This is a genomic window from Streptomyces sp. NPDC046985 (assembly GCF_040644415.1).
Classification (GTDB): Bacteria; Actinomycetota; Actinomycetes; order Streptomycetales; family Streptomycetaceae; genus Streptomyces.
Map to the genome: position 1 here is coordinate 113,180 of NZ_JBEYWK010000019.1, position 20,936 is coordinate 134,115.

The following is a 20,936-nucleotide window of genomic DNA, read 5'->3' on the forward strand; positions in this document are numbered from 1 at the left end:
CATGCGCACGGCGGCCCTCCCGGACAGGTGTGTGCGATGCAGCTTCATGACGCCCCCCGGACGAGCGCGCCTGCGGTGTCCCCGGCCGCCGCGCTGCGCGCCTGGCTCCTGCGCCCGGCCCCTCTGGCCGCCCGCGCCCTCCTCGGCCTCGTCCTGGCCGCCCGCGCCGCGCAGGTGGCGGTGGTGAGCGCGCAGGGAGGCATGGACAACGCCTTCGTCGTCCACGCCGGGCAGGTCTGGCTGCACGGCGGCGCCCCGTACGACGACCGGCGCTTCCTCTATCTGCCGAGCGCCGTGCTGTTCGCCGGAGGGCAGGCGGTGCTGCCGGCCGTGGTGCTGCGGCTGGCCGCGCCGGTGGTGTGCGTGGGCCTGATCGCGGCCGGATGGCACTGTGCCGTGCGGCTCTTCGGGGTGCCGGCGCGGAGCCGGTTCGCGGTGCTGGGGCTGCTCGGCCTGCTGCTGTGCTGGTCGCCGATGGGCCACCTGGTGAGCCTCGGGAACTGGACGGCCGTCAGCGTGCTCGCGCTGCCGCTGGCGCTGCTGCTGGCCGACCGCGGGCGGTGGAGTGCGGCCGGGCTGGTCCTGGGGGTGTCCGTGGCGGTCAAACCCCTGTTGCTGCCGGTCGCCCTGCTGCTGCTCCTGGCCCGGCAGTGGCGCGCCCTGGCCTTGATGGCGGCGCTGCCGCTGGCGCTGTCGGCGGGCGCGGCGCTGATCATGCCCGATCCCGGCGGGTTCTTCACCCGCACGCTGCCGTTCCTGCTGCGCGGCGGCGACGCGCTGATGCGCCCGTTCGACTGCTCCCTGCCCGCCGTGCTGCCGCGCCTCGGCGTCCCGGCGGTCCTGGCCGAGGCGGTGGGCCTGGTCGCGGCGGCGGCCTGCGTGGGGTGCGCCGCCCGGCGCTGGCGGCGCGGCGGCGCCGGTCCGGCGCGGCTGGCCGAAACGGCCGCGCTGCTCATGCTGGCCTCGTACCTGGTGGCCCGGCCGTCCTACCAGCACTACCTGGTCGTGGTGGTGCCGCTGCTGGTCGCCGGGGCGCTGGAGGCGGGCTCGGCGGCGCGTTCGCCCTGGTTCTGGGCGGCGCTCGTGCCGCAGGTGCCCGAGTTCGCCTTCCCGTATCTGGACGCGTCGACGCGACGGGCGTTCAAGGACGCGGTCACGCTGGTCGGTCTCGCGCTGGTGCTCGCCGTGCGGTGCGCGCGGACGGCGCCGCGCGAGCGGACGGCCGCCCCCGCGCCGACGCTGCCGAGCCCGGTGCCGTGAGGGTGGCGGACCGGCGCGCTGCGCCGAGCCGGTCAGCGGGCCAGCCAGTCAGCGACGTGAGCGGGCCAGCGGGCCAGCGGGCCAGCGGCATGAGCCAGTCAGCCAGTCAGCGACGTGAGCGGGCCAGCGGGCCAGCGGCGTGAGCCTGTCGCCTTGGGTCGGGGGTGGGGGTCGGGTCCGGCGCGTGTCCGCCCGGCCCGGTCAGTCCTCCGCCGGATCCCAGCCCTGCCCCCGCAGAACCGCCCGTACGTCGGGCGCCTCGTAGTGATCGCCCTTGAGGACCTTGCCGTCCGCGCGTCGTGAGATCCGTCCGCCGGGGCCGATCTTGGTCATGTTGGAGCGGTGGATCTCGGCGATCACCTCGTCGAGGTCGATGCCGTGCACCAGGGCGGTGCCGTACGCCACGTACACCACGTCCGCCAGTTCGTGCGCGAGCCGGTCGAGCGGGCCTTCGACGGCGACCTCGGCGACCTCCGCCGCCTCCTCCGCGAGCAGTTCGCCGCGGTGCGCGGCCAGCTCGGGCGCCACCCGGGCCGGCGCGCTGCGGGCGTCCAGCCCGAACGTGCGGTGGAATTCGCGGACCAGATCGGCGGGCGAGCCGGAAGAGGCGGGCGACCCGGAAGAGGCGGGTGAGGGAGCGGCGGCGGAGGCGGAAGAGGCACGCATACGCCGACTGTAGCGACCGCCGGGGACCGTCCTGACCGCCGTTTCGCCGCGCGGGCCCTGGTCAGGCCCTTCGCCGCGCGGGCCCTGGTCAGGCCCTTCGCCGCGCGGGCCCTGGTCAGGCCCTTCGCCGCGCAGGCCCTGGTCAGGCCCTTCGCCGCGCAGGCCCTGGTCAGCGTGGCGCCCGGCTGGCAGGATCGCGCCCATGCCCCTGGTGATCCCCCCGCCGCGCCGGCGACGCGCCGTGCAGGGCGCGGCCGTCGGCGCCGTGGTCGTCGGACTGCTCCTGTGGTGGCTGCTGCCGCTCGGCGAGCAGCCGCCGCACGGGACGATCGCCTTCAGCACCGGCACCCCGCGCGGCGTCTACCAGGAGTACGGCAAGCGGTTGCGCACCGCGTTCGCCAAGGACATGCCCGACCTGGACGTGCGGCTGCTGACCAGCGACGGTTCGCAGGAGAACGTCGCGCGGGTGGCGACCGGCGGGGCCGACTTCACCATCGCCGCCGCGGACGCGGTGGAGACCTACGAGCTGGCCCGCGGCGCGGGCGCCGACCGGCTCCGCGGGGTGGCCCGCCTCTACGACGACTACGTGCAGCTCGTCGTCCCGCGCGACTCGCGGATCGAGTCGGTCGCGGACCTGCGCGGCAAACGGGTGGCGATCGGGCCGCCGAAGTCGGGTGTGCGGCTGATAGCCGAGCGGGTGCTCAACGCCGCCGGGATCGACCCGCACCGGGACGTCAGGCCCCTGGACGACGGCATCGCCACCGGCCCGGACGGGCTGCGCCGGGGCGCGATCGACGCGTTCTTCTGGTCCGGCGGGCTGCCCACGGACGGTCTGAAGCAGCTCGCGTCGAGGTTCGCCTACAGATTCGTGCCGATCGAGGGCGACTTGGTGGCCCGGCTGCATCAAGAGGGCGGTGCCACCCGCTACTACCGCGCCACCAACATGCCGGAGTGGGCGTACCCGTCCGTCCAGCACGGCTCCACCGTGCCCACGATCGCCGTGTCCAACGTGCTGATGACCCGCGAGGACGTGGACCCGACGCTCACCGAGTGGGTGACCCGCACCGTCATCGACAGCCGGGACGGCATCGGCGCCCACGTGCACTCCGCCCAACTCGTCGACCTGCGCACCGCGATCTACACCGACCCGCTGGTCCTGCACGAGGGCGCGCGGCGCTACTACCGGTCCGTGAAGCCGTAGCACTGCCGGTCCAGCCGTAGGCCGCTGCCGGTTCGTGGGGCCGTAGGGGCGTACGCCCGGCGCCCTACGACCGTCGTGGGTCCGTGCGCGGGACCGCCACCGTCACCTTCAACCCCCGTGGCTCGGACGGGCGGTGGTGGGCGCAGGCGATCGAGCCGCCGCCCGCCGCGAGCAGCGCCTGGGAGATGGACAGGCCGAGACCGGAGCCCTTGACGTTCTGGTGGCGGCCGCTGCGCCAGAACCGGTCGCCGACGCGGGCCAGTTCCTCGTCGGTGAGCCCGGGTCCGCGGTCGGCGACCACGATCGTCGAGATGTCGCCGCTCCCGGAGACCGTCACGTCGACGCGCTCGCCGTCCGGCGTGAACTTGACCGCGTTGTCGATCACCGCGTCCAGCGCGGAGGACAGCGCCACCGGGTCGGCCCAGGCGGTGGTGGCCGGGCACTCCCCCGCCAGCCGCACCCCCTTGGCCTCCGCGGCCGGCGACCACGCGGCGACCCGCTCAGCGGTCAGCTCCCCGATGTCGATGAGTCGCAGATCGGCCTCGGCGTGCTCGGCCAGCGCCAGGTCCAGCAGGTCGTCCAGGACCTGCGCGAGGCGCCGTCCCTCGGTGCGCACGGAGGCGATCTCCTCGTTGCCCGCGGGGAGTTCGAGCGCCAGCAGCTCGATGCGCAGCAGCAGTGCCGCGAGCGGGTTGCGCAACTGGTGGGAGGCGTCGGCGACGAAGGCCCGCTGCTGCTCCAGCACATCCTCCACGTTGTCCGCCATCTCGTTGAACGACGCTGCCAGGCGTTGCAGTTCGGGAGGTCCGCCGGCCGCCGCGACCCGGGACTTCAGGCGTCCGGTGGCGATGTCGTGGGTGGTGGCGTCGAGGATCCGCACCGGCCGCAGCACCCAGCCGGTCAGCCGCAGCGCGGCGCCGACGGCGACGAGCATCGCGGCGGTCTCGCCGCCGCCCAGCAGCAGCCAGCCGTGCAGGGTGCGCGAACGCAGCGGTCCGGTGGGCGAGTCGGTGACGACGACCGCGACGACGTCGCCGTCCCGGATGACCGGCGAGGCGACGACGAGCCGGCGCCGCTGCCAGGGCCAGATCTGCTCCGGGTCGTGGCTGCGACGGCTGAGCAGGGCCTCGTCGAAGGCCGCGCGGACCTCGCCCGCAGCGGGCAGCGACCAGTCGTCCGGGGCGTAGGCCATGGGGGCGCCGGAGCGGTAGAAGACGCCGGCCCGGATGCCGTAGACCTCCTCGTAGCTGGCCAGTTCGCGGCTGAGGGTCTCCAGCCGCTCGTCCGGGACGGTCTGGCGCGAGCCGGTGGGGCGGTCGGTGACGAACTGGGCCAGGGCGGCGAAGCGCGCCGTGTCGTCGATCCGGTCGACGACCGCCTTCTGCTGCTCGCCCGCGGCCAGGCTGACGGCCAGCGGGACGCCGAGGGCGAACAGCACCGCCGCCATCAGGACGATGAGCAGCGGCAGCAGGCGGGTGCGCACCCGGGCCCGCTACGCGGCCGGGGCGACGAGCCGGTAGCCGACGCCGCGCACGGTCTCGATCAGGGCCGGCATGCGCAGCTTGGAGCGCAGGGAGGCGACGTGCACCTCCAGGGTCCGGCCGGTCCCCTCCCAACTGGTGCGCCACACCTCGCTGATGATCTGCTCCCGGCGGAAGACCACGCCGGGGCGCTGGGCGAGCAGGGCCAGCAGGTCGAACTCCTTGCGGGTGAGCTGGATCACCGTTCCGTCCACGCTGACCTGCCGGGTGGGCAGTTCGATGCGCACGGCGCCGAGGCGCAGCGCGTCCTCGCCGGCGCCGCCGGTCTCCTCGTGGGCGGTGCGGCGGCTGACCGCGTGGATCCGGGCGAGCAGTTCCCCGGTGTCGTAGGGCTTCACCACGTAGTCGTCGGCGCCGAGGTTGAGGCCGTGGATGCGCGAGCGGACGTCGGCGCGGGCGGTGACCATGATCACCGGGGTGCTGGTGCGCTTGCGGATGCGGCCGCAGACCTCGTAGCCGTCCTGGTCGGGCAGGCCGAGGTCGAGCAGGACCACACCGAATCCCTCGCTCTCCGGCACGAGCGCCTGGACCGCCTCTTTGCCGTTGCGGGCGTGGGTGACGTCGAAACCGTGTCGCGCCAGGACCGCGGACAGAGCGGCGGCGACGTGGTCGTCGTCCTCGACGAGGAGCAGTCTCATCCCGGCCCCCTCCGGCTTCGTCCGTCGTTTCGTCAGATCAGGCGGCATGCGCGGGAACCCCGCACACGCACTCAGGCAGTCACGCCCATGGACGGCACGGCGTCAAGGGGCTTCCGCTCGCGGGCCGCCGGTCGTTACCCAGCCGGTACGCGTCCCGCACGGGCCCGCTACGTCTCGTGTCCGGGCGCCGCCCGATCGTGATGCTCAGATCTCCCTCAGATGTAATGACGCAGGTCGCGCCGCTGTCTACTGTCCTGCTCAACCGAGGAGGACGGAGCCTGAAAGCGATGACCGAAGTAGCGGTGGCCAAGGAAGAGCTGGCCTCGACCGGCGATCTGGTCGTCCTGAAGAGCGTCAACAAGCACTTCGGCGCGTTGCACGTGCTCCAGGACGTCGACCTGACGATCTCCCGTGGCGAGGTCGTCGTGGTCATCGGGCCCTCCGGGTCCGGGAAGTCCACCCTGTGCCGCACCGTCAACCGCCTGGAGACGATCGACTCGGGCTCGATCACGATCGACGGCCGGCGACTGCCGCACGAGGGCAAGGAGCTTGCCCGGCTGCGCGCCGACGTCGGCATGGTCTTCCAGTCCTTCAACCTCTTCGCGCACAAGACCGTGCTCCAGAACGTGACGCTGGGGCAGGTCAAGGTCCGCCGCACGGACAGGAAGACGGCCGAGGAGCGGGCCCGCGGTCTGCTCGACCGGGTCGGCGTGGGCGCGCAGGCGGACAAGTACCCGGCGCAGCTCTCCGGCGGCCAGCAGCAGCGCGTGGCCATCGCGCGGGCGCTGGCCATGGACCCGAAGGTCATGCTCTTCGACGAGCCCACCTCGGCGCTCGACCCGGAGATGATCAACGAGGTCCTGGAGGTCATGCGGCAGCTCGCCCGGGACGGCATGACGATGATCGTCGTCACGCACGAGATGGGCTTCGCCCGCTCGGCCGCGAACCGGGTGGTCTTCATGGCCGACGGCCGGATCGTCGAACAGGCCGCGCCCGACCAGTTCTTCAGCAACCCGCGCAGCGACCGGGCGAAGGACTTCCTGTCCAAGATCCTGCACCACTGACGGTCCGGCGGCGCTCGCGCCGAGGGACGCCCGGCCACTGACTTCTGATGTCCGCCTCGCAGTCCGTGCCCGCGGCCGCCTGCCAGGACTCTCGACCTCCCCCAGATCAAAGGATGTTCCGCATGAAGCTCCGCAAGGTCACCGCCGCCTCGGCCGTCGTGCTCGCCCTCGCCGTCTCGGCGACGGCGTGCGGTTCCGGCAAGAAGGACGGCGGGGCGTCGGGCAGTGGCAAGAAGATCGCCGTCGGCATCAAGTTCGACCAGCCGGGCATCGGCCAGAAGACGCCGCAGGGCTACTCCGGCTTCGACGTGGACGTGGCCGAGTACGTGGCGAAGAAGCTCGGTTACGCGAAGGACCAGATCGAGTGGAAGGAGTCCAAGAGCGCCGACCGGGAGAGCATGCTGTCCCGCGGCGACGTGGACTTCATCGTCGCCTCCTACTCGATCACCCCCGAGCGGCAGAAGAAGGTCGACTTCGCCGGCCCCTACCTGCTGGCCCACCAGGACGTGCTGGTCCGCGCCGACGACGCCTCGATCAAGTCGACGGCCGACCTGAACAGCAAGAAGCTCTGCTCGGTGACCGGTTCGACCTCGGCGCAGAACGTCAAGGACAAGCTGGCGCCGCAGGCGAACCTCCAGAAGTACCCCACCTACTCGGCGTGCCTGAGCGGTCTTCAGACCAAGGCGATCGACGCGCTCACCACGGACGACTCGATCCTCGCCGGCTACGCCGCGCAGGCCCAGTTCAAGGGCAGGTTCAAGCTGGGCGGCCTGAAGATGACCAACGAGAACTACGGCATCGGCGTCAAGAAGGGCAGCGACCTCAAGGGCAAGATCGACAAGGCGCTCCAGGCCATGGTCGCCGACGGCTCCTGGGACAAGGCGGTCAAGGCGAACTTCGGCCCGGCCGGCTACCAGAACGAGCCCGCGCCGAAGATCGGCGACGTCAAGAGCTGAGTCAGCGCCCGCCGGGTGCGCCGCCCACGGGGGGCGGCGCACCGGGGCCCGTCCACACGCGGAAGCGCGGGAGATCGTGTTCGACTTTCTGCAAGGCTACGACCTGCTGGGCGCCTTCTGGGCGACCGTGCGGCTCACCCTGCTCTCAGCCGTCGGCGCCCTGGTCTGGGGCACCCTGCTGGCCGCCATGCGGGTCGGCCCGGCGCCCCTCATGCGCGGGTTCGGCGCCGCCTACGTCAACATCGTGCGGAACATCCCGCTGACGGTGATCATCCTGTTCACCTCGCTGGGCCTGAACCAGACGCTGGGCGTCGGCCTCGGCGCACAGGACTTCGACGCCGTCAACTTCCGCCTCGCCGTCCTCGGCCTGATCGCCTACACCTCGGCGTTCGTCTGCGAGGCGATCCGCTCCGGCGTCAACACCGTGCCGGTCGGGCAGGCGGAGGCCGCCCGCGCCCTCGGCCTCGGCTTCACCCAGGTGCTGTTCCTGGTGGTGCTGCCGCAGGCGTTCCGCTCGGTCGTCGGACCGCTCGCCAACGTCCTGATCGCGCTCACCAAGAACACCACGGTGGCCGCCGCGATCGGCGTCGCCGAGGCGGCCGCGCTGATGAAGGAGATGATCGAGAACGAGGCCCAGCTCCTGGCGATCTCCGCGGTGTTCGCGTTCGGCTTCGTGTGCCTGACGCTGCCGACGGGCCTGATCCTCGGCTGGGTCGGCAGGAAAGCGGCGGTGAAACGATGACCTCGGTCCTCTACGACGCCCAGGGCCCCCGGGCCAAACGGCGCAACGTCCTCTACACGATCGTGTTCGTGCTCGCCCTCGCGGCGCTCGCGTGGTGGGTGCTGCGCAGCCTGAGCGACAAGGGGCAGCTCGACTGGGCCAAGTGGAAGCCGTTCTTCTCCGGCGCCGAGGCGTGGACCACGTACCTCCTGCCCGGACTGAGGAACACGCTGATCGCGGCGGGTCTGTCGATGGCCGTCGCGCTGCCGCTGGGCGCCGTGTTCGGCATCGCGCGGCTCTCCGACCACGCATGGGTCAGGGTTCCGGCCGCCGTGGCGGTGGAGTTCTTCCGCGCCGTCCCGGTGCTGATCCTGATGATCTTCGGCAACGCCCTGTTCGCCCAGTACACCGACGTCGGCGCCGACGACCGCCCGCTCTACGCCGTCGTCACCGGCCTGGTGCTCTACAACGCCTCGGTGCTCGCGGAGATCGTGCGCGCCGGCATCCTGGCGCTGCCCAGGGGCCAGACGGAGGCCGCGCACGCCATCGGCCTGCGCAAGACCCAGACCATGACGTCGGTCCTGCTGCCGCAGGCGGTCACCGCGATGCTGCCGGCCATCGTCAGCCAGCTCGTGGTGATCGTGAAGGACACCGCGCTCGGCGGCGCCATCCTCACCTTCCCCGAGCTGCTGGCGTCGGTCTCCCCGACGGCCTCGTACTACGGCGCGAACGTCATCGCCACCTTCACCGTCGTCGCCGTGATCTACATCGTGCTCAACTTCAGCCTCACCAGCTTCGCGAGCTGGCTGGAGCGCCGCCTGCGGCAGGGGAAGAAGTCGACCGGCGCGGTGCTCGCACCCGGCGTCGTGGCGGGCACCCAGGCGACCGGCGCCGGAGTCGGCGCGGGCGCCGGCCCCGGCGGGGGCATCGGAGGTGGGGCGGGCATCGGAGGTGGCGCGGGCGCCGGCCCCGGCGGGGGCATCGGAGGTGGCGCGGGCGCCGGCGGGGACGACGCAGCGGGCGGCCGCTCCGCGAATACCCGCACTTGACAGGTGTTCACCCGGCTGACGTCACTCCGGGGCAGCAGAATGATCACCACGGCTCCCGTCACTTGACGCAAGCACCGGCAATGGGTTGCATACGTTCTGTGATCGTGCACCCCGCTCCGACCGTCTGTTCACGTCTGTCCGTCAGGACGCCGCCGCGGGCAGGGGGCGGCACGCCGTGGACCCGGTGATCGTCGTTGGCGCGGGGCCCGTCGGGCTCACCCTCGCCCTCGCGCTGGCACGCCACGAGGTGCCGTCCGTCGTGCTCGACGAGACGCCGGGCGAGGACGAGGTGCGCGCCGCGCGGACCGTCGTGCTGCGCGAGGACACCGCCGCCCTCGTGGAGCGGCTGACCGGCGCGCCGCTCGGCCGGACCGGACTGCGCTGGACCGGATGGCGGTCGCTGCGGCGCAGGCAGGTGACCGGCGAGTACGCGTTCGGCGAGGACGTCCCCGCGCCGCTGCATCTCGCCCAGCACGCCCTGACCGGCGCCCTGCGCGCCGCCGCCGTCCGAGAGCCGCTGGTCGAACTCGCCTCGAGGAACCGGCTCGACGCCGTAGAGCAGGACTCGACGGGCGTCACCGTCCACACCCGCGGCCCGGACGGCACCTGGTGGCGCGGCAGCCACCTCGTCGGCTGCGACGGACCGCGCTCCACCGTGCGCAAGCTCCAGGACATCCGCTTCCCCGGCCGCACGGCCGTCGAACGGCACGCCGTGGCCGCCCTGCGCGCGGAACTGCCGCGTCCCGAGGAAGCGTTCCTCCACCGGATGCCGCCGTGGCGCACGACCGGGCCCTTCGCGGGGGAGGTCACCGGCCGCCCGCTGCCGGACGGCGTCTGGCGGCTGGACTGGCTACTGCCGCCCGGCAAGGACCTGGTGACGCCCGACCTGCTGCTCGCCCGCATCCGCGAGACCCTCACCGGCCTCACCGGCGAGTCCTCACCGTCCTACGAGCTTCTGGACACCGGAGTGCACACGGTGCACCACCGGCTGGCCCGCCGCTGGCGCGCCGGCCGGATCTTCCTCGCCGGGGACGCCGCGCACCTGCTCGGCGCACTCGGCACGGACGGGCTGGACGAGGGCCTGCGCGACGCCGACAACCTGGCCTGGAAACTGGCCGTGACCTGGCACCACGGGCCGCACGAGGTCCTGCTGGACAGCTACCAGACCGAGCGGCGCGCGATCGTCTCCGCCCGGCTGCGCGCCGCGGACCAGGTGCTTCCGCTGCTGCGCGGAGGCGGCGGCCTGCGCGCCTACGTCTCCGGAGCGGCGCGCGGGCACGACACGCTGCACATGGACGGCCGCCTGGGCCGCGGCGCGCTGGGCGCCATGGGGGCGTACGCCGACTCGCCCCTCGGCTCCCCGCCCTCCGACGCGGAGGCGCCGGTGGACACACCGGTCGGCGCGCCGGTCGCGGACGTGGTGGTGACCGCGGAGGACGGCTCGTTCGTGCCCCTGCGGGACCGGCTGGGCCGCGGGGCGCTGCTGGCGGTGCTGGTGGCGCCGGGCACGGTGGTGTGGGAGCGCCGGCACTGGGTCAGCGCCGGGATCATGCCCCGGCTGGCCGCGGCCGTGACCGCCCTGCCGTACCCCGCCGAACTCCTGGTCGCGGAGGGCTACCCGGGCGCCGCGCCGCACACCGTGCTCCTCGTGCGCCCCGACGGACACCTGGTCACCGCGCTGAACGGGGTGCGCCCGGCCGATCTGCACGCGGCGGCGGAGGCCGCGCTGGGCGGGGCCGCCCACTCCGACAACCGGGCCGAGGCGAGCGCCCGCTGACCCGACGCCCGCCTCGACCCGGCGGTCGATGACTCGGTGGCCGCCGACTCGGTGGTCGGTGACTTGGTGGTCGATGACTTGGTGGCCGCCGCCCCGGTGGTCGGCAACTCGGTGGCCGGCGACCGGCCGGGTCGTCGGCGGCGCGGGGGCGGGGGCGCGGGGTGCGGATGCTCGGCGCGCGAGGCAAGGGTCTTGGGTGCCCGGGGCACGGGTGCCGGGTGACTCGGTGGCCGCCGACCGGCCAAGTCGTCGGCCGTGCGGGGGCGCGGGGGCTCGGGGCGCGGATGCTGGACGCGCGGAGCAAGGGCCTTGGGTGCCCGGGGCACGGGTGCCGGGTGACTCGGTGGCCGCCGACCGGCCAAGTCGTCGGCCACGCGGGCGCGGGGTGCGGGTGCTGGGCGCGCGAGGCGAGGGCCTTGGGTGCCTGGGGCACTGCGTGCCGGGTGACTTGGTGACCGGCGACTCGGTGCCGCCAACCGGCCGGGTCGTCGGCGGCGCGGGTGCGGGGGCGCGGGGTGCGGATGCTGGGCGCGCGAGGCAAGGGTCTTGAGTGTCCGGGGCACGGTGCCGGGTGACTCGGTGACCGCCGACCAGCCAAGTCGTCGGCCGCGCGGGTGCGGGGACGCGGAGCGCGGGGTGCGGGGCACGCGGCGTGCCCGAGGCACGGGTGCCGGGCGCGCCGGGTGCCCGGCACCCGGTGCCGTCCACATGGTGACAGTCAGTTGACCGGTGTCACACCGCCATGGTCTACTCCGGAGCGTGACTGACACTGTTGTGCGCCTGTGGCGGAGGGTCCATATGGACCTCGTCCGCTATGCGGGCTGCGTGTGTCACCCCTCCTGCTGAACTCGCCTTCCCTGCGCGCCCTGCCACGTGAGTGGCCGCTGCTGCGCGCCTTCCGCGAACGTTCTCCAGGATGGTGCCCGTGTCTGTCTCTCCGGTTCTCCCTGCCCCCGCTTCCGACGTCCTCGCCCCCTCCGCGCCCGCTGAACCGTCCGCCGCCGCGCCGGGCCTCGCCGCCGCGGCCCCGGCGGCTTCGGTCGCCGCGGCGCCCACGCAGGCCGAACTCCTCGCCTATGTCACGCGGGTGGCAGCCGACGCCGCCCTGATCGCCTCCCTTCCACTCGATCCCGAGGGACGCACCTGGGTGCGCCTCGACGGGCCCGGCGGCAGCGAGGCATGGCTGATCGGCTGGCCGCCCGGGACCGGCACCGGCTGGCACGACCACGCCGACTCCGTCGGCGCCTTCCTGACCGCCGACGGGGAGCTGACGGAGAACTCGCTCGCCGCCCGGCTGCCCACCGACGGCTGGAAGACCCTGGAACTCACCGACGGCGTGGACCGCAGCCGACGGCTCGCGGCCGGTCGGGGCCGGGCCTTCGGCCGCCACCACGTCCACGAGGTGTTCAACGAGTCTCCCGACCGGCACGCGATCTCCGTGCACGCCTACTACCCGCCGCTGCCGCAGATCCGCCGCTACAGCCGCACCGGACAGACGCTGCGCCTCGAGCAGGTCGAGCGTCCGGGAGACTGGCAGTGAGCGGCGCGGAACCGGAGCCGCTCGGCATCGACGAACTGCTGGAACGGGTGCGCGCGGACTACGAGCGCGTCGAGCCGCGGACGGCGCACGCGGCGGCCCAGGCCGGTGAGGCGCTGCTGGTGGACATACGCTACGCCGCCCTGCGCGAACAGGACGGGCTGATCCCGGGCGCCCTCGTCATCGAGCGCAACGAACTGGAGTGGCGTCTCGACCCACGGGGAAGCCACCGCCTCCCCGAGGCCACGGGACACGATCTGCGGGTGGTCGTCATCTGCAACGAGGGCTACGCCTCCAGCCTCGCGGCCGCGTCCCTGCACCAGTTGGGCCTGCACCGGGCGACCGACCTGGTCGGCGGCTTCCAGGCATGGCGAGCGGCCGGCCTGCCGGTGGCCTCGTAACGCAGGGCATCGCGGACCCGCGTGGATCGAGGCGAACGTCCCCAAAGCGCTCGACACCTCGCTCTCGGTCCCTCTGCGCGCAAGGCGAGCGGTCCCGCGATCCCCTTGCGCGCGGCCGCCTGCCCGCCCAACCGCCCGGCCGTTCAGCCGTTCGGCGCCTCGGTCTCCCGGTCCCTCCGCCCCGTGGGGCACTCGTCCCCGGTCCTTAAGTCCCCCGTCCCCCTCTCAGCCGCTCTCGCCGAATCCGTCGTCGGAGAGTTCTGTGTCCTCACCGTCCCCACCGTCGCCAACGTCCTCATCGTCCTCGCCCGCTTCCTCCAAGGCCTGCCTGACCACCCGCAGGGCCAGCCCCTGGGAGTAGCCCTTGCGGGCGAGCATGCCGGCGAGGCGGCGCAGGCGCTTGTCCCGGTCCAGGCCCCGGGTGGAGCGCAGCTTGCGGTCGACGAGTTCGCGTGCCGTTGCCTCCTCCTGCTCGGCGTCGAGCCGACCGACCGCCTCGTCGATCAACGTGGCGTCGACGCCCTTGGTCCGCAGCTCCTGCGCGAGGGCACGCCGCGCCAGGCCGCGGCCGTGATGCCGGGACTCCACCCAGGCGTCCGCGAACGCCCCGTCGTCGATCAGCCCTACCTCCTCGAAGCGGGACAGCACCTCTTCGGCCGCCTCCTCCGGGATCTCCCGCTTGCGCAGGGCGTCCGCGAGTTGCTTGCGGGTGCGTGGGGTCCCGGTGAGCAGGCGCAGGCAGATCGCTCGCGCCCGCTCCACCGGGTCCTCCGGAGACTCCCCCCGCCCGGCCCTCGGCCAGGGCGAGGCGTCCCCTTCCACCGCGGACGCCTCGCCGAAGTCCCGTCGGCGACGCCCGCGCCCGCCGCGCGGCCCGCCGTCACGCGAGCCGTCCCGACGTGAGTCATCCCTCGATCCGGGTGCGAACGCCCCGGCCGCCCCGGAGGCTCTCCGGCGCCTGCCGCCCGGCTCACCGGCGTACGCGCCGTCCCCATCGCCGTCAGCGCCGCCCGTCCCGGCACCGCCCGTCTCCGCGCCGCCCGTCCCGGCGCCGCTCCCGCCGGGGCCCGAGGGGATCCCGGCGCCGGCGCCTCTCCCCCGCGGGGCGCCGGAAGCGACGTGCCCGTGCTCGTACTCGGCCCAGTCGGTTCGTCGGGTCACGGGTCAGCTCTTGGCCGTGGCGGCCTTGGGCTTGGCGGCCTTGGCGGTCGCGGCGGCGGGCACCGTCTTGGCGGGGTCGGCCGGCGCGGCGGGGGCCGGCGCGTCCGCTGCCGGCTCGGCGGCCGGCGGCTCCGGTCGCACGCCGACGCCCAGCTTGACCTTGATCTTCTTCTCGATCTCGTTGGCCAGGTCGGGGTTGTCCTTCAGGAAGTTGCGCGCGTTCTCCTTGCCCTGACCGAGCTGGTCGCCCTCGTACGTGTACCAGGCGCCGGCCTTGCGGACGAAGCCGTGCTCCACGCCCATGTCGATCAGGCCGCCCTCGCGGCTGATGCCATGGCCGTACAGGATGTCGAACTCGGCCTGCTTGAAGGGCGGAGCGACCTTGTTCTTGACGACCTTGCAGCGGGTACGGTTGCCGACCGCCTCCGTGCCGTCCTTCAGCGTCTCGATGCGGCGGATGTCGATGCGCACCGAGGCGTAGAACTTCAGGGCGCGGCCACCGGTCGTGGTCTCCGGGGAGCCGAACATCACGCCGATCTTCTCGCGGAGCTGGTTGATGAAGATCGCCGTGGTCTTCGACTGGTTGAGCGCGCTGGTGATCTTGCGGAGGGCCTGGCTCATCAGGCGGGCCTGGAGACCCACGTGCGAGTCGCCCATCTCGCCCTCGATCTCCGCACGCGGGACGAGCGCGGCGACGGAGTCGATGACGATGAGGTCGAGGGCGCCGGAGCGGACCAGCATGTCCACGATTTCCAGGGCCTGCTCGCCGTTGTCCGGCTGGGACAGGATCAGGTTGTCGATGTCGACGCCGAGCTTCTTGGCGTACTCGGGGTCGAGGGCGTGCTCCGCGTCCACGAAGGCCACCTGGCCGCCGGCCTTCTGCGCGTTCGCCACGGCGTGCAGGGTCAGGGTCGTCTTGCCGGAGGACTCCGGCCCGTAGATCTCCACGACGCGGCCGCGCGGCAGGCCGCCGACGCCGAGGGCCACGTCGAGGGCGGTCGACCCGGTTGGGATGACCTCGATGGGCTCCATCGACCGCTCGCCCATGCGCATGACCGCGCCCTTGCCGAATTGCCGTTCAATCTGTGCGAGCGCGGCGTCGAGCGCCTTCTCGCGGTCGGTTCCTGCCATGGGTTCCACCCGGTTTGCTTGAGTCAATCGCTTCACGTCCAAGACGCTAACGCCTGCCACTGACAATGCGCCCCGACGCAGGTCCGGCCTGTGGATAACCCGGGGACCAACCACCGCATCAATGGACGAAGTCCCCGTCGCCGCCTTGCACCGGAGCCTCCATAAGAATGGATGTTCGATTTTCGTGTCAAGCACGCCACGCGGCTCGGAACCGCCGCGGCAGGGGGCGCACCGCCGCGGTCGGGGCGGCGGGGATCTGCCGGGCGCCGTCATCGAGGAGGTCCGGGGCCTGTCCTCGATGACGGCATCATGGCCGACGCCGCTTACCGTCCGCTGTCGGCCTCACGGCCCGGCCTCATTTCAGGTGCCGGGTGAAGAACTGGTTCGCGGCGTCCCCCGCGAACTGCGGGACGCCGGTGTGGCCGCCCATGTTGGCGTGCAGCGTCTTCTCCTTGGAGCCGAAGGCGTCGAACAGGTCCAGTGCCGCCTGCCTGTCGTTGCCCTCGTCGTCCCATTGCAGCAAGACGTGCAGCGGGATGGTGATCTGACGGGCTTCCTCGAACATGGCGCGAGGCACGAAAGTCCCGGCGAAGAGGCCGGCGGCCGCGATGCGCGGCTCGACCACCGCCAACCGGATGCCGATGGAGATCACTCCCCCCGAGTACCCGACTGGGCCGCCGATCTCGGGCAGCGAGAGAAGGGCGTCCAGGGCGGTCTGCCATTCCGGGACCGACTTTTCGACGAGCGGGAGGACGAGGGCGTCGACGATCTCGTCGCTGACCGGCTCACCGGCTTCCATGACCCGGCGCAGGTCGGCACGCGCTTGGTCGAAAGCGGCCCAACGGGGCCGGTCACCGCTTCCGGGGAGTTCGATCGTGGCCGTGGCGAAGCCCTCCGCCGCGGCGTGTCTGGCCCGCGCCACCAGTCGGGGGTACATCTCGCGCAGGCCGAGGGGAGGGTGGCCGAGCAGGATCAGCGGGACCGGTGCGGACGCGGACGCGGGTGACCACAGGATGCCGGGGATCTCACCGAGGGTGAACTCGCGCTCGAGGACGCTGCCGTCGAGATGCTGTTCAGAGGTGAAGTGCATGGTCGTGCCTTTCGGGAGGGCTCAGAAACGGCGCTCCCGGACGACCTATCGCCCGACCGTGGCTCCAGAGGAGAGCACCCAAGTGAATACGTTCACGGGTACCACCTCCTCGTTCTCTCGCACGGCCTCCGGAAAGGTAGCAGTGGTCGCCGTGGCCCGCCAACGGGTTTTCGCGGAGCTTCCCGTGCCGGATGCCACGCAGCCGCCCGCCCCGCTCCCCCTGCTCCGTAGGAGGTGCGCCTACTCCGCCGGACGTACGCGCGGCGCCTTCGTCGGGACGACGACGGTTCGCCGTGCCTGCGCGAGGCTGTCGCCATGGCTGTCTCCACCTCCGCTGTCCCGCGCCGCCCGGCCGCGCTGGCGGCGCGCGCCCGTGAGCTGCGTCCCGCCGAGCGGCTGTGCCACGCCACCGGGCTGCTCCTCGTCCTGTCCGGCCTGACCCACCTGGCGGTGTTCGCGGTCGACGGCGGACCGTGGGACGGGCCCGTCTCCTGGCGCAAGCCGTTCACGTTCGGGCTCTCCTTCGGGCTGACGCTGATCGCTCTGACCTGGGTGACGTCGTATCTGCGCGTCGGGGAGCGGCTGCGCACGGCGCTGCTGGTCGTGTTCGCCGGCGACAGCGTCGTCGAGGTGGGCGGCATCACGCTCCAGGCGTGGCGCGGGGTGCCCTCCCACCTGAACACGGAGACGCCGTTCGACACGGCGGTGTCGGCGACGCTCGCGGTGGGAGGCGTCCTTCTGGTGGGGCTCCTGACCGGCTTCGCGGTCCTCAGCTTCCGGCGCCGTCCGGCGGGTCCCGCCGGGATGGCGCGCGCGGTGCGCTCCGGGTTCGCGATCCTTCTCGTGGCGCTCGCCTCGGGCGCCGCGATGATCGCGCGCGGGGTGGCGCTGAGCCAGGCCGGCCACCAGCAGGCGGCCTACGCGTCCACCGCTCCCTTCAAGCCGCTGCACGGGGTGAGTCTGCACGCGGTGCTGGTCCTGCCCGCGCTGGCCTGGCTGCTGTCCCGCACCTCTTGGAGCGAGCAGCGCCGCCTGCGGATCGTCACCGCCGGGGTCGTCGCCTACGCGCTGGCCGTCGTGGGCGCCGGGATCTGGGCGGTCGTCGCCTACTGAGCCCGCCGACGGCCGCTCGGACCGCCATGGCGCCCCAGTGCCCGGCCGCGCGGAGTCGCCTTACCGTTGCGGCCGCCCGGCCACAGCACTAGATCACGTCACTCCGCGGAGCCGCTCTGTTCGGCGACCGCCCCGGTTCCGGCGGCCGCGGTCTCGGTCTCCGGCCGCCGGACCCAGGTCTGCCGGGCGCGGGCGAACAGGCCCGGCGCCGCGGGCCGGGTGCGGTGGCCGTGCACGCGTGGATCGTCCGTGACGGCGTACCGCTTCACGTACGCCCCGAGGAACGCTTGCAGCGTGGCGACCGCCGGGATGGCGATCAGCGCGCCCACGGCGCCGAGCAGCGCGGTCCCGGCTATCACCGATCCGAAGGCGACCGCCGGGTGGATGTCGACGGTCTTCGCCGTCAGCTTGGGCTGGAGCATGTAGTTCTCGAACTGCTGGTAGACGACGACGAAGACCAGCACCCACACCGCGTACCACGGGTCGACCGTGAACGCGATCAGCATCGGCAGGGCGCCCGCGAGATAGGTGCCGATGGTGGGGATGAACTGCGAGACCAGTCCCACCCAGACGCCCAGCACGGGCGCGTAGGGCACGCCCAGGGCCTCCAGCAGGACGTAGTGGGCGATCCCGGAGACGAGCGCCATCAGGCCGCGCGAGTACAGGTAGCCGCCGGTCTTGTCCACCGCCAGCTCCAAGGCGCGCAGCACCTCCGTCTGGCGGGCGGGCGGCAGCACGGAGCACAGGGCGCGCCGCAGCCGCGGTCCGTCGGCCGCGAAGTAGAACGAGAACAGCCCGACCGTGAGCAGCCGGAAGAGGCCGCCGAGCACCTGTGTGGAGACGTCCAGCACGCCCGCGGCACTGCTCTGCGCGTACTTGCGCAGCCACTCGGAGTGGAGCAGGCCCTCCTGGACGTCCACTCGTCTCACATGGGTGTGGAACGTGGCGTTGACCCAGTTGATGACGGAGTCGAGGTAGTCCGGAAAGCCCTCGACCATCTTGATGATCTGGCCGGCGAGCATCGAGCCGAGCAAGGTGACGAAGCCCGCCGTGAAGACCGCCAGGGCGAGGAAGACCAGGAAGGTCGCGAGGCCGCGGCGCATGCCGCGCTCGGCCATGCGGCTCACCGCGGGCTCGATGGCCAGGGCCAGGAAGAACGCGATCAGGACGTTGATCAGCAGGCCGATGAGCTGATGGAACGCCCAGCTACCGAACTGGAACGCGGCGACGAGGGCGAGGGCGAGCACCATGGCGCGCGGCAGCCAGCGCGGCATGCGGGCGCCCGGCCCGGCGGCGCCCCCGGCGGGGGCTCCTTCGGGCGGCGTCGTACCGGTCGCGGGTGCGTGCCGGGTGCTCTGCCCGGAGTCGTCAGTGGGGGCCACAGCGCAAGTCTCCCGCACGCCACTGACAACACTGACAACGCGGCACGGCGGCGTGGTCCGCGGGTCGGGTCAGCGTCTCCCCTCGGGTCAGCGCCTCTCCCCGGGCACGTTCATGACCTGGCAGACCACGCGCCACACGTCCCTGGCGTCCCAGCCCGCCGCCAGCGCCTGGTGCACCGTCCGCCCGCCCAGCTCCGACATCACGTGGTCGCGCGCGAAAGTGTCGGCGTACCCGGCGCCGAAGTGCTCCGCCATCCGCTCCCAGAAGACCGTCAACCGCATGAATTCCGCTCCATACCCGCCATGACCTGCATGTTTCCCGCCCTTCACGCCCTCGCACGGCCGTCAGGGAGTTTCCGGGGAGTCCGCCCCCCGCTGAACCAAGCATCCACGGCGGCGTGACCTCGCGCGCCGGCCCCCGGCCTGAGGTGCGTGTACGTACGCAGGGTAAAACCACGGTCGGCATGCCCGAGCCAGCGGGCGAGGCACGAACCGCCCGAGACGGATCAGGGCCGAAAGGTGCGGCTTTCGTCGACATGCCTCCGACCCTCCGAACGAGGGAATACCCGTCGCCGAACGCGACAACGGGCAGCCGTAAGGGGAGACATCGAGCCATGACCGTTACGGCACGCATCGACAGCACCCGGCCCGTCGCCACGCTCATCAACGTCTTCACCGTGTCCCCGGAGCGCCAGGAGGAACTCGTTCAGCTCCTCGCCCGCGCCACCGAGGAGACGATGAAGCACCAGCCGGGCTTCGTCTGCGCCAACTTCCACACCTCCCACGACGGGCGACGCGTCATCAACTACGCCCAATGGGAGACCGAGGAGCACTACCGGACGATGCTCGGCAACCCCGAAGCGCGCGTCCACATGGAGCAGGCGGCCAAGCTCGCCGAGGACGTGCAGCCACGCCTCTTCCACATCCAGTCGACGCATTCGAGCCGCTGAGTCCCAAGGCTCCAGGGCCCTGCCCTGGAGCCCGGACGACAACCATGGCGGCTACGCAGGTGGGCGGCCCGTCCGCTTCAGGAAGTCATCAATCGCATCCCTCAAGTGTCCGCCCGAAAGGGAGCCCGGCCCGGCTACTCCCGCCGCGACCGGCACCGGCCGTACGGTCGGACGCATGGCCGATCTCACTGCTGCCGCTCCCTCCTCCGCCCCGCCGCCCCCGGCGTCCTCCGCGCTGTCGCGCGCCGCGCACTTCGTGTGGCTCACCGCGCGCGTGCTGGAGCAGCGGCTGTTCGCGTACCACTTCCTGAACGGAGGCGCGGACTCGGTGGAGACCGCGCTGGACGCCTATCGCGCCGACGACGACGGGTACGGCCACGCGCTGGAGCCCGATCTGCGCGGCCCCGTGAGCCAGCCGCTGCACGCCGCGCACGCGCTGCACGTCCTGGACGCCATCGGCCGCTGCGACGGTCAGCGGGCCGAGCGCGTGTGCCGGTACGCGACCTCCGTCTCCACCCCGGACGGCGCGCTGCCCGCGATCCTGCCCGCCCAGCGCGGCTACCCGGCGGCCCCCTTCGTGCCGGTCGTGGACGACCCGCCGGGCGACCTCCTGACCACCGGGCCGGTGGCCGGGCTGCTGCACCGCAACGAGGTGTGGCACCCCTGGCTGTTCCGGGCGACCGAGTTCTGCTGGGACCGGATCGAGTCCCTTGAGGACTCCCACCCGTACGAGGCGGAAGCCGCCGTCGTCTTCCTGGACGCCGCTCCCGACCGCCCGCGCGCGCGGCGGGCCGCCGAACGGCTCGGCCGCCTGGTGCGGGAGAAGCGGCTCGCGGCCCTGGACCCCGGGCGCCTGGAGACGTGGCCGGTGTCGCCCGGTTACGCGCCGGGCGAGCACCACTTCCCGCACGACTTCGCGCGCGAGCCCGGCTCCCTCGCGCGCGCGTGGTTCACCGACGACGAGATGGACCGCTCCCTGGACTTCCTCGCGAGCCGCCAGCAGGAGGACGGCGGCTGGCCGATCACCTGGCGGCAGTGGGCGCCTGGGCCCGCGCTGGAGGCGCGCTCCTTGGTGACGATCGGGGCGCTGCGCACGCTCCAGGCGTACGGCCGCGCCCTTGACTAGTGCTGTGGCCGGGGGCGCGCCCGGCGGACGGCGCCGCGCCTCGCCCGCGCGGGGCACCGGGCCTCGCGCGCGCCGACGTCCCGCGCCCGCCCCCGGTGACGTGCCGCGGGCTGCCGCCGCCCCGCGTCCCGGGCTCTCGTGCGCGCGGCACCGTCCTCGGGCGGCCTGCGTG

The 20,936-nt window shown here is 73.0% G+C and carries 21 protein-coding genes; 13 read left to right on the forward strand and 8 right to left on the reverse strand.

The genetic code is table 11. The features are described from left to right. Positions 1 to 36: 36 nt before the first annotated feature. Positions 37 to 1,260 (forward strand): glycosyltransferase 87 family protein, encoded by a 1,224-nt coding sequence (locus tag ABZ861_RS23990; RefSeq protein ID WP_361633456.1) that lies wholly within the window; start codon positions 37 to 39, stop codon positions 1,258 to 1,260. 201 nt (positions 1,261 to 1,461) lie between these two features. Here the strand turns inward: ABZ861_RS23990 and ABZ861_RS23995 are convergent, their stop codons facing one another. Then, on the reverse strand, positions 1,462 to 1,926 hold the full coding sequence (locus tag ABZ861_RS23995) for a MazG nucleotide pyrophosphohydrolase domain-containing protein (RefSeq protein ID WP_361633459.1): 465 nt from the start codon (positions 1,924 to 1,926) through the stop codon (positions 1,462 to 1,464). Positions 1,927 to 2,128: 202 nt separating this feature from the next. On the opposite strand from ABZ861_RS23995, the gene ABZ861_RS24000 reads away from it, so the two are divergent. Continuing rightward, on the forward strand, positions 2,129 to 3,127 hold the full coding sequence (locus ABZ861_RS24000; protein WP_361633462.1) for a TAXI family TRAP transporter solute-binding subunit: 999 nt from the start codon (positions 2,129 to 2,131) through the stop codon (positions 3,125 to 3,127). A gap of 64 nt (positions 3,128 to 3,191) precedes the next feature. Here ABZ861_RS24000 and ABZ861_RS24005 read toward each other — a convergent pair whose 3' ends face one another. Both ABZ861_RS24005 and ABZ861_RS24010 read right to left on the reverse strand, forming a co-directional pair. Next, entirely contained in the window at positions 3,192 to 4,610 is a 1,419-nt protein-coding gene (locus ABZ861_RS24005; RefSeq protein ID WP_361633465.1) for a HAMP domain-containing sensor histidine kinase, read from the reverse strand. A gap of 9 nt (positions 4,611 to 4,619) precedes the next feature. Further along, the gene (locus tag ABZ861_RS24010; RefSeq protein WP_361633468.1) at positions 4,620 to 5,306 is read right to left on the reverse strand and encodes a response regulator transcription factor; all 687 of its coding nucleotides are present in this window, start codon (positions 5,304 to 5,306) and stop codon (positions 4,620 to 4,622) included. Positions 5,307 to 5,593: 287 nt separating this feature from the next. Between ABZ861_RS24010 and ABZ861_RS24015 the strand changes: the two genes are divergently transcribed. The 8 genes from ABZ861_RS24015 to ABZ861_RS24050 all read left to right on the forward strand — a co-directional run bounded on the left by ABZ861_RS24015 (position 5,594) and on the right by ABZ861_RS24050 (position 12,811). Then, complete coding sequence (locus tag ABZ861_RS24015; protein WP_361633471.1) at positions 5,594 to 6,370, forward strand: amino acid ABC transporter ATP-binding protein; 777 nt, start codon at positions 5,594 to 5,596, stop codon at positions 6,368 to 6,370. Between the two features lie 122 nt (positions 6,371 to 6,492). Continuing rightward, positions 6,493 to 7,326 carry a glutamate ABC transporter substrate-binding protein gene (locus ABZ861_RS24020; RefSeq protein WP_361633474.1) on the forward strand — a complete coding sequence of 278 codons (834 nt, stop codon included), beginning with the start codon at positions 6,493 to 6,495 and terminating at the stop codon, positions 7,324 to 7,326. A 76-nt stretch (positions 7,327 to 7,402) separates the two neighbouring features. Further along, the gene (locus tag ABZ861_RS24025; RefSeq protein ID WP_361633477.1) at positions 7,403 to 8,068 is read left to right on the forward strand and encodes an ABC transporter permease subunit; all 666 of its coding nucleotides are present in this window, start codon (positions 7,403 to 7,405) and stop codon (positions 8,066 to 8,068) included. After that, positions 8,065 to 9,096, forward strand: coding sequence for an amino acid ABC transporter permease (locus ABZ861_RS24030; protein ID WP_361633480.1), 1,032 nt, complete (start codon positions 8,065 to 8,067; stop codon positions 9,094 to 9,096). Before ABZ861_RS24025 ends, ABZ861_RS24030 begins: the two co-directional genes overlap by 4 nt. A 175-nt stretch (positions 9,097 to 9,271) precedes the next feature. Next, positions 9,272 to 10,873, forward strand: coding sequence for an FAD-dependent monooxygenase (locus ABZ861_RS24035; RefSeq protein WP_361633483.1), 1,602 nt, complete (start codon positions 9,272 to 9,274; stop codon positions 10,871 to 10,873). 774 nt (positions 10,874 to 11,647) lie between these two features. After that, positions 11,648 to 11,719 carry a putative leader peptide gene (locus ABZ861_RS24040; protein ID WP_327084869.1) on the forward strand — a complete coding sequence of 24 codons (72 nt, stop codon included), beginning with the start codon at positions 11,648 to 11,650 and terminating at the stop codon, positions 11,717 to 11,719. A gap of 70 nt (positions 11,720 to 11,789) precedes the next feature. Continuing rightward, positions 11,790 to 12,413, forward strand: coding sequence for a cysteine dioxygenase (locus tag ABZ861_RS24045; protein WP_361633486.1), 624 nt, complete (start codon positions 11,790 to 11,792; stop codon positions 12,411 to 12,413). Continuing rightward, positions 12,410 to 12,811, forward strand: coding sequence for a rhodanese-like domain-containing protein (locus tag ABZ861_RS24050; RefSeq protein WP_361633489.1), 402 nt, complete (start codon positions 12,410 to 12,412; stop codon positions 12,809 to 12,811). The genes ABZ861_RS24045 and ABZ861_RS24050 overlap by 4 nt, the downstream gene beginning before the upstream one ends. Before the next feature lie 225 nt (positions 12,812 to 13,036). On the opposite strand, the gene recX is transcribed toward ABZ861_RS24050, so the two are convergent. The 3 genes from recX to ABZ861_RS24065 form a co-directional block, all read right to left on the reverse strand. Further along, positions 13,037 to 13,972 (reverse strand): recombination regulator RecX, encoded by a 936-nt coding sequence (gene recX, locus ABZ861_RS24055; RefSeq protein ID WP_361633492.1) that lies wholly within the window; start codon positions 13,970 to 13,972, stop codon positions 13,037 to 13,039. A gap of 3 nt (positions 13,973 to 13,975) precedes the next feature. Beyond that, positions 13,976 to 15,103 (reverse strand): recombinase RecA, encoded by a 1,128-nt coding sequence (recA, locus tag ABZ861_RS24060; protein ID WP_361633495.1) that lies wholly within the window; start codon positions 15,101 to 15,103, stop codon positions 13,976 to 13,978. 355 nt (positions 15,104 to 15,458) lie between these two features. Next, on the reverse strand, positions 15,459 to 16,193 hold the full coding sequence (locus tag ABZ861_RS24065) for an alpha/beta hydrolase (protein WP_361633498.1): 735 nt from the start codon (positions 16,191 to 16,193) through the stop codon (positions 15,459 to 15,461). A 315-nt stretch (positions 16,194 to 16,508) separates the two neighbouring features. Here ABZ861_RS24065 and ABZ861_RS24070 point away from each other — a divergent pair, with 315 nt between their 5' ends. Beyond that, on the forward strand, positions 16,509 to 17,306 hold the full coding sequence (locus tag ABZ861_RS24070) for a hypothetical protein (protein ID WP_361633501.1): 798 nt from the start codon (positions 16,509 to 16,511) through the stop codon (positions 17,304 to 17,306). 98 nt (positions 17,307 to 17,404) lie between these two features. Here the strand turns inward: ABZ861_RS24070 and ABZ861_RS24075 are convergent, their stop codons facing one another. Together ABZ861_RS24075 and ABZ861_RS24080 are read right to left on the reverse strand one after the other, a co-directional pair. Further along, complete coding sequence (locus ABZ861_RS24075; RefSeq protein WP_361633504.1) at positions 17,405 to 18,688, reverse strand: AI-2E family transporter; 1,284 nt, start codon at positions 18,686 to 18,688, stop codon at positions 17,405 to 17,407. A gap of 87 nt (positions 18,689 to 18,775) precedes the next feature. Then, positions 18,776 to 18,970, reverse strand: a complete 195-nt coding sequence (locus tag ABZ861_RS24080; protein ID WP_361633507.1) for a DUF3046 domain-containing protein — start codon at positions 18,968 to 18,970, stop codon at positions 18,776 to 18,778. Positions 18,971 to 19,302: 332 nt separating this feature from the next. Here ABZ861_RS24080 and ABZ861_RS24085 point away from each other — a divergent pair, with 332 nt between their 5' ends. Further along, the gene (locus tag ABZ861_RS24085) at positions 19,303 to 19,638 is read left to right on the forward strand and encodes an antibiotic biosynthesis monooxygenase (protein ID WP_361633510.1); all 336 of its coding nucleotides are present in this window, start codon (positions 19,303 to 19,305) and stop codon (positions 19,636 to 19,638) included. Between the two features lie 175 nt (positions 19,639 to 19,813). Continuing rightward, positions 19,814 to 20,764, forward strand: a complete 951-nt coding sequence (locus ABZ861_RS24090) for a hypothetical protein (protein WP_361633513.1) — start codon at positions 19,814 to 19,816, stop codon at positions 20,762 to 20,764. Positions 20,765 to 20,936: the final 172 nt, after the last annotated feature.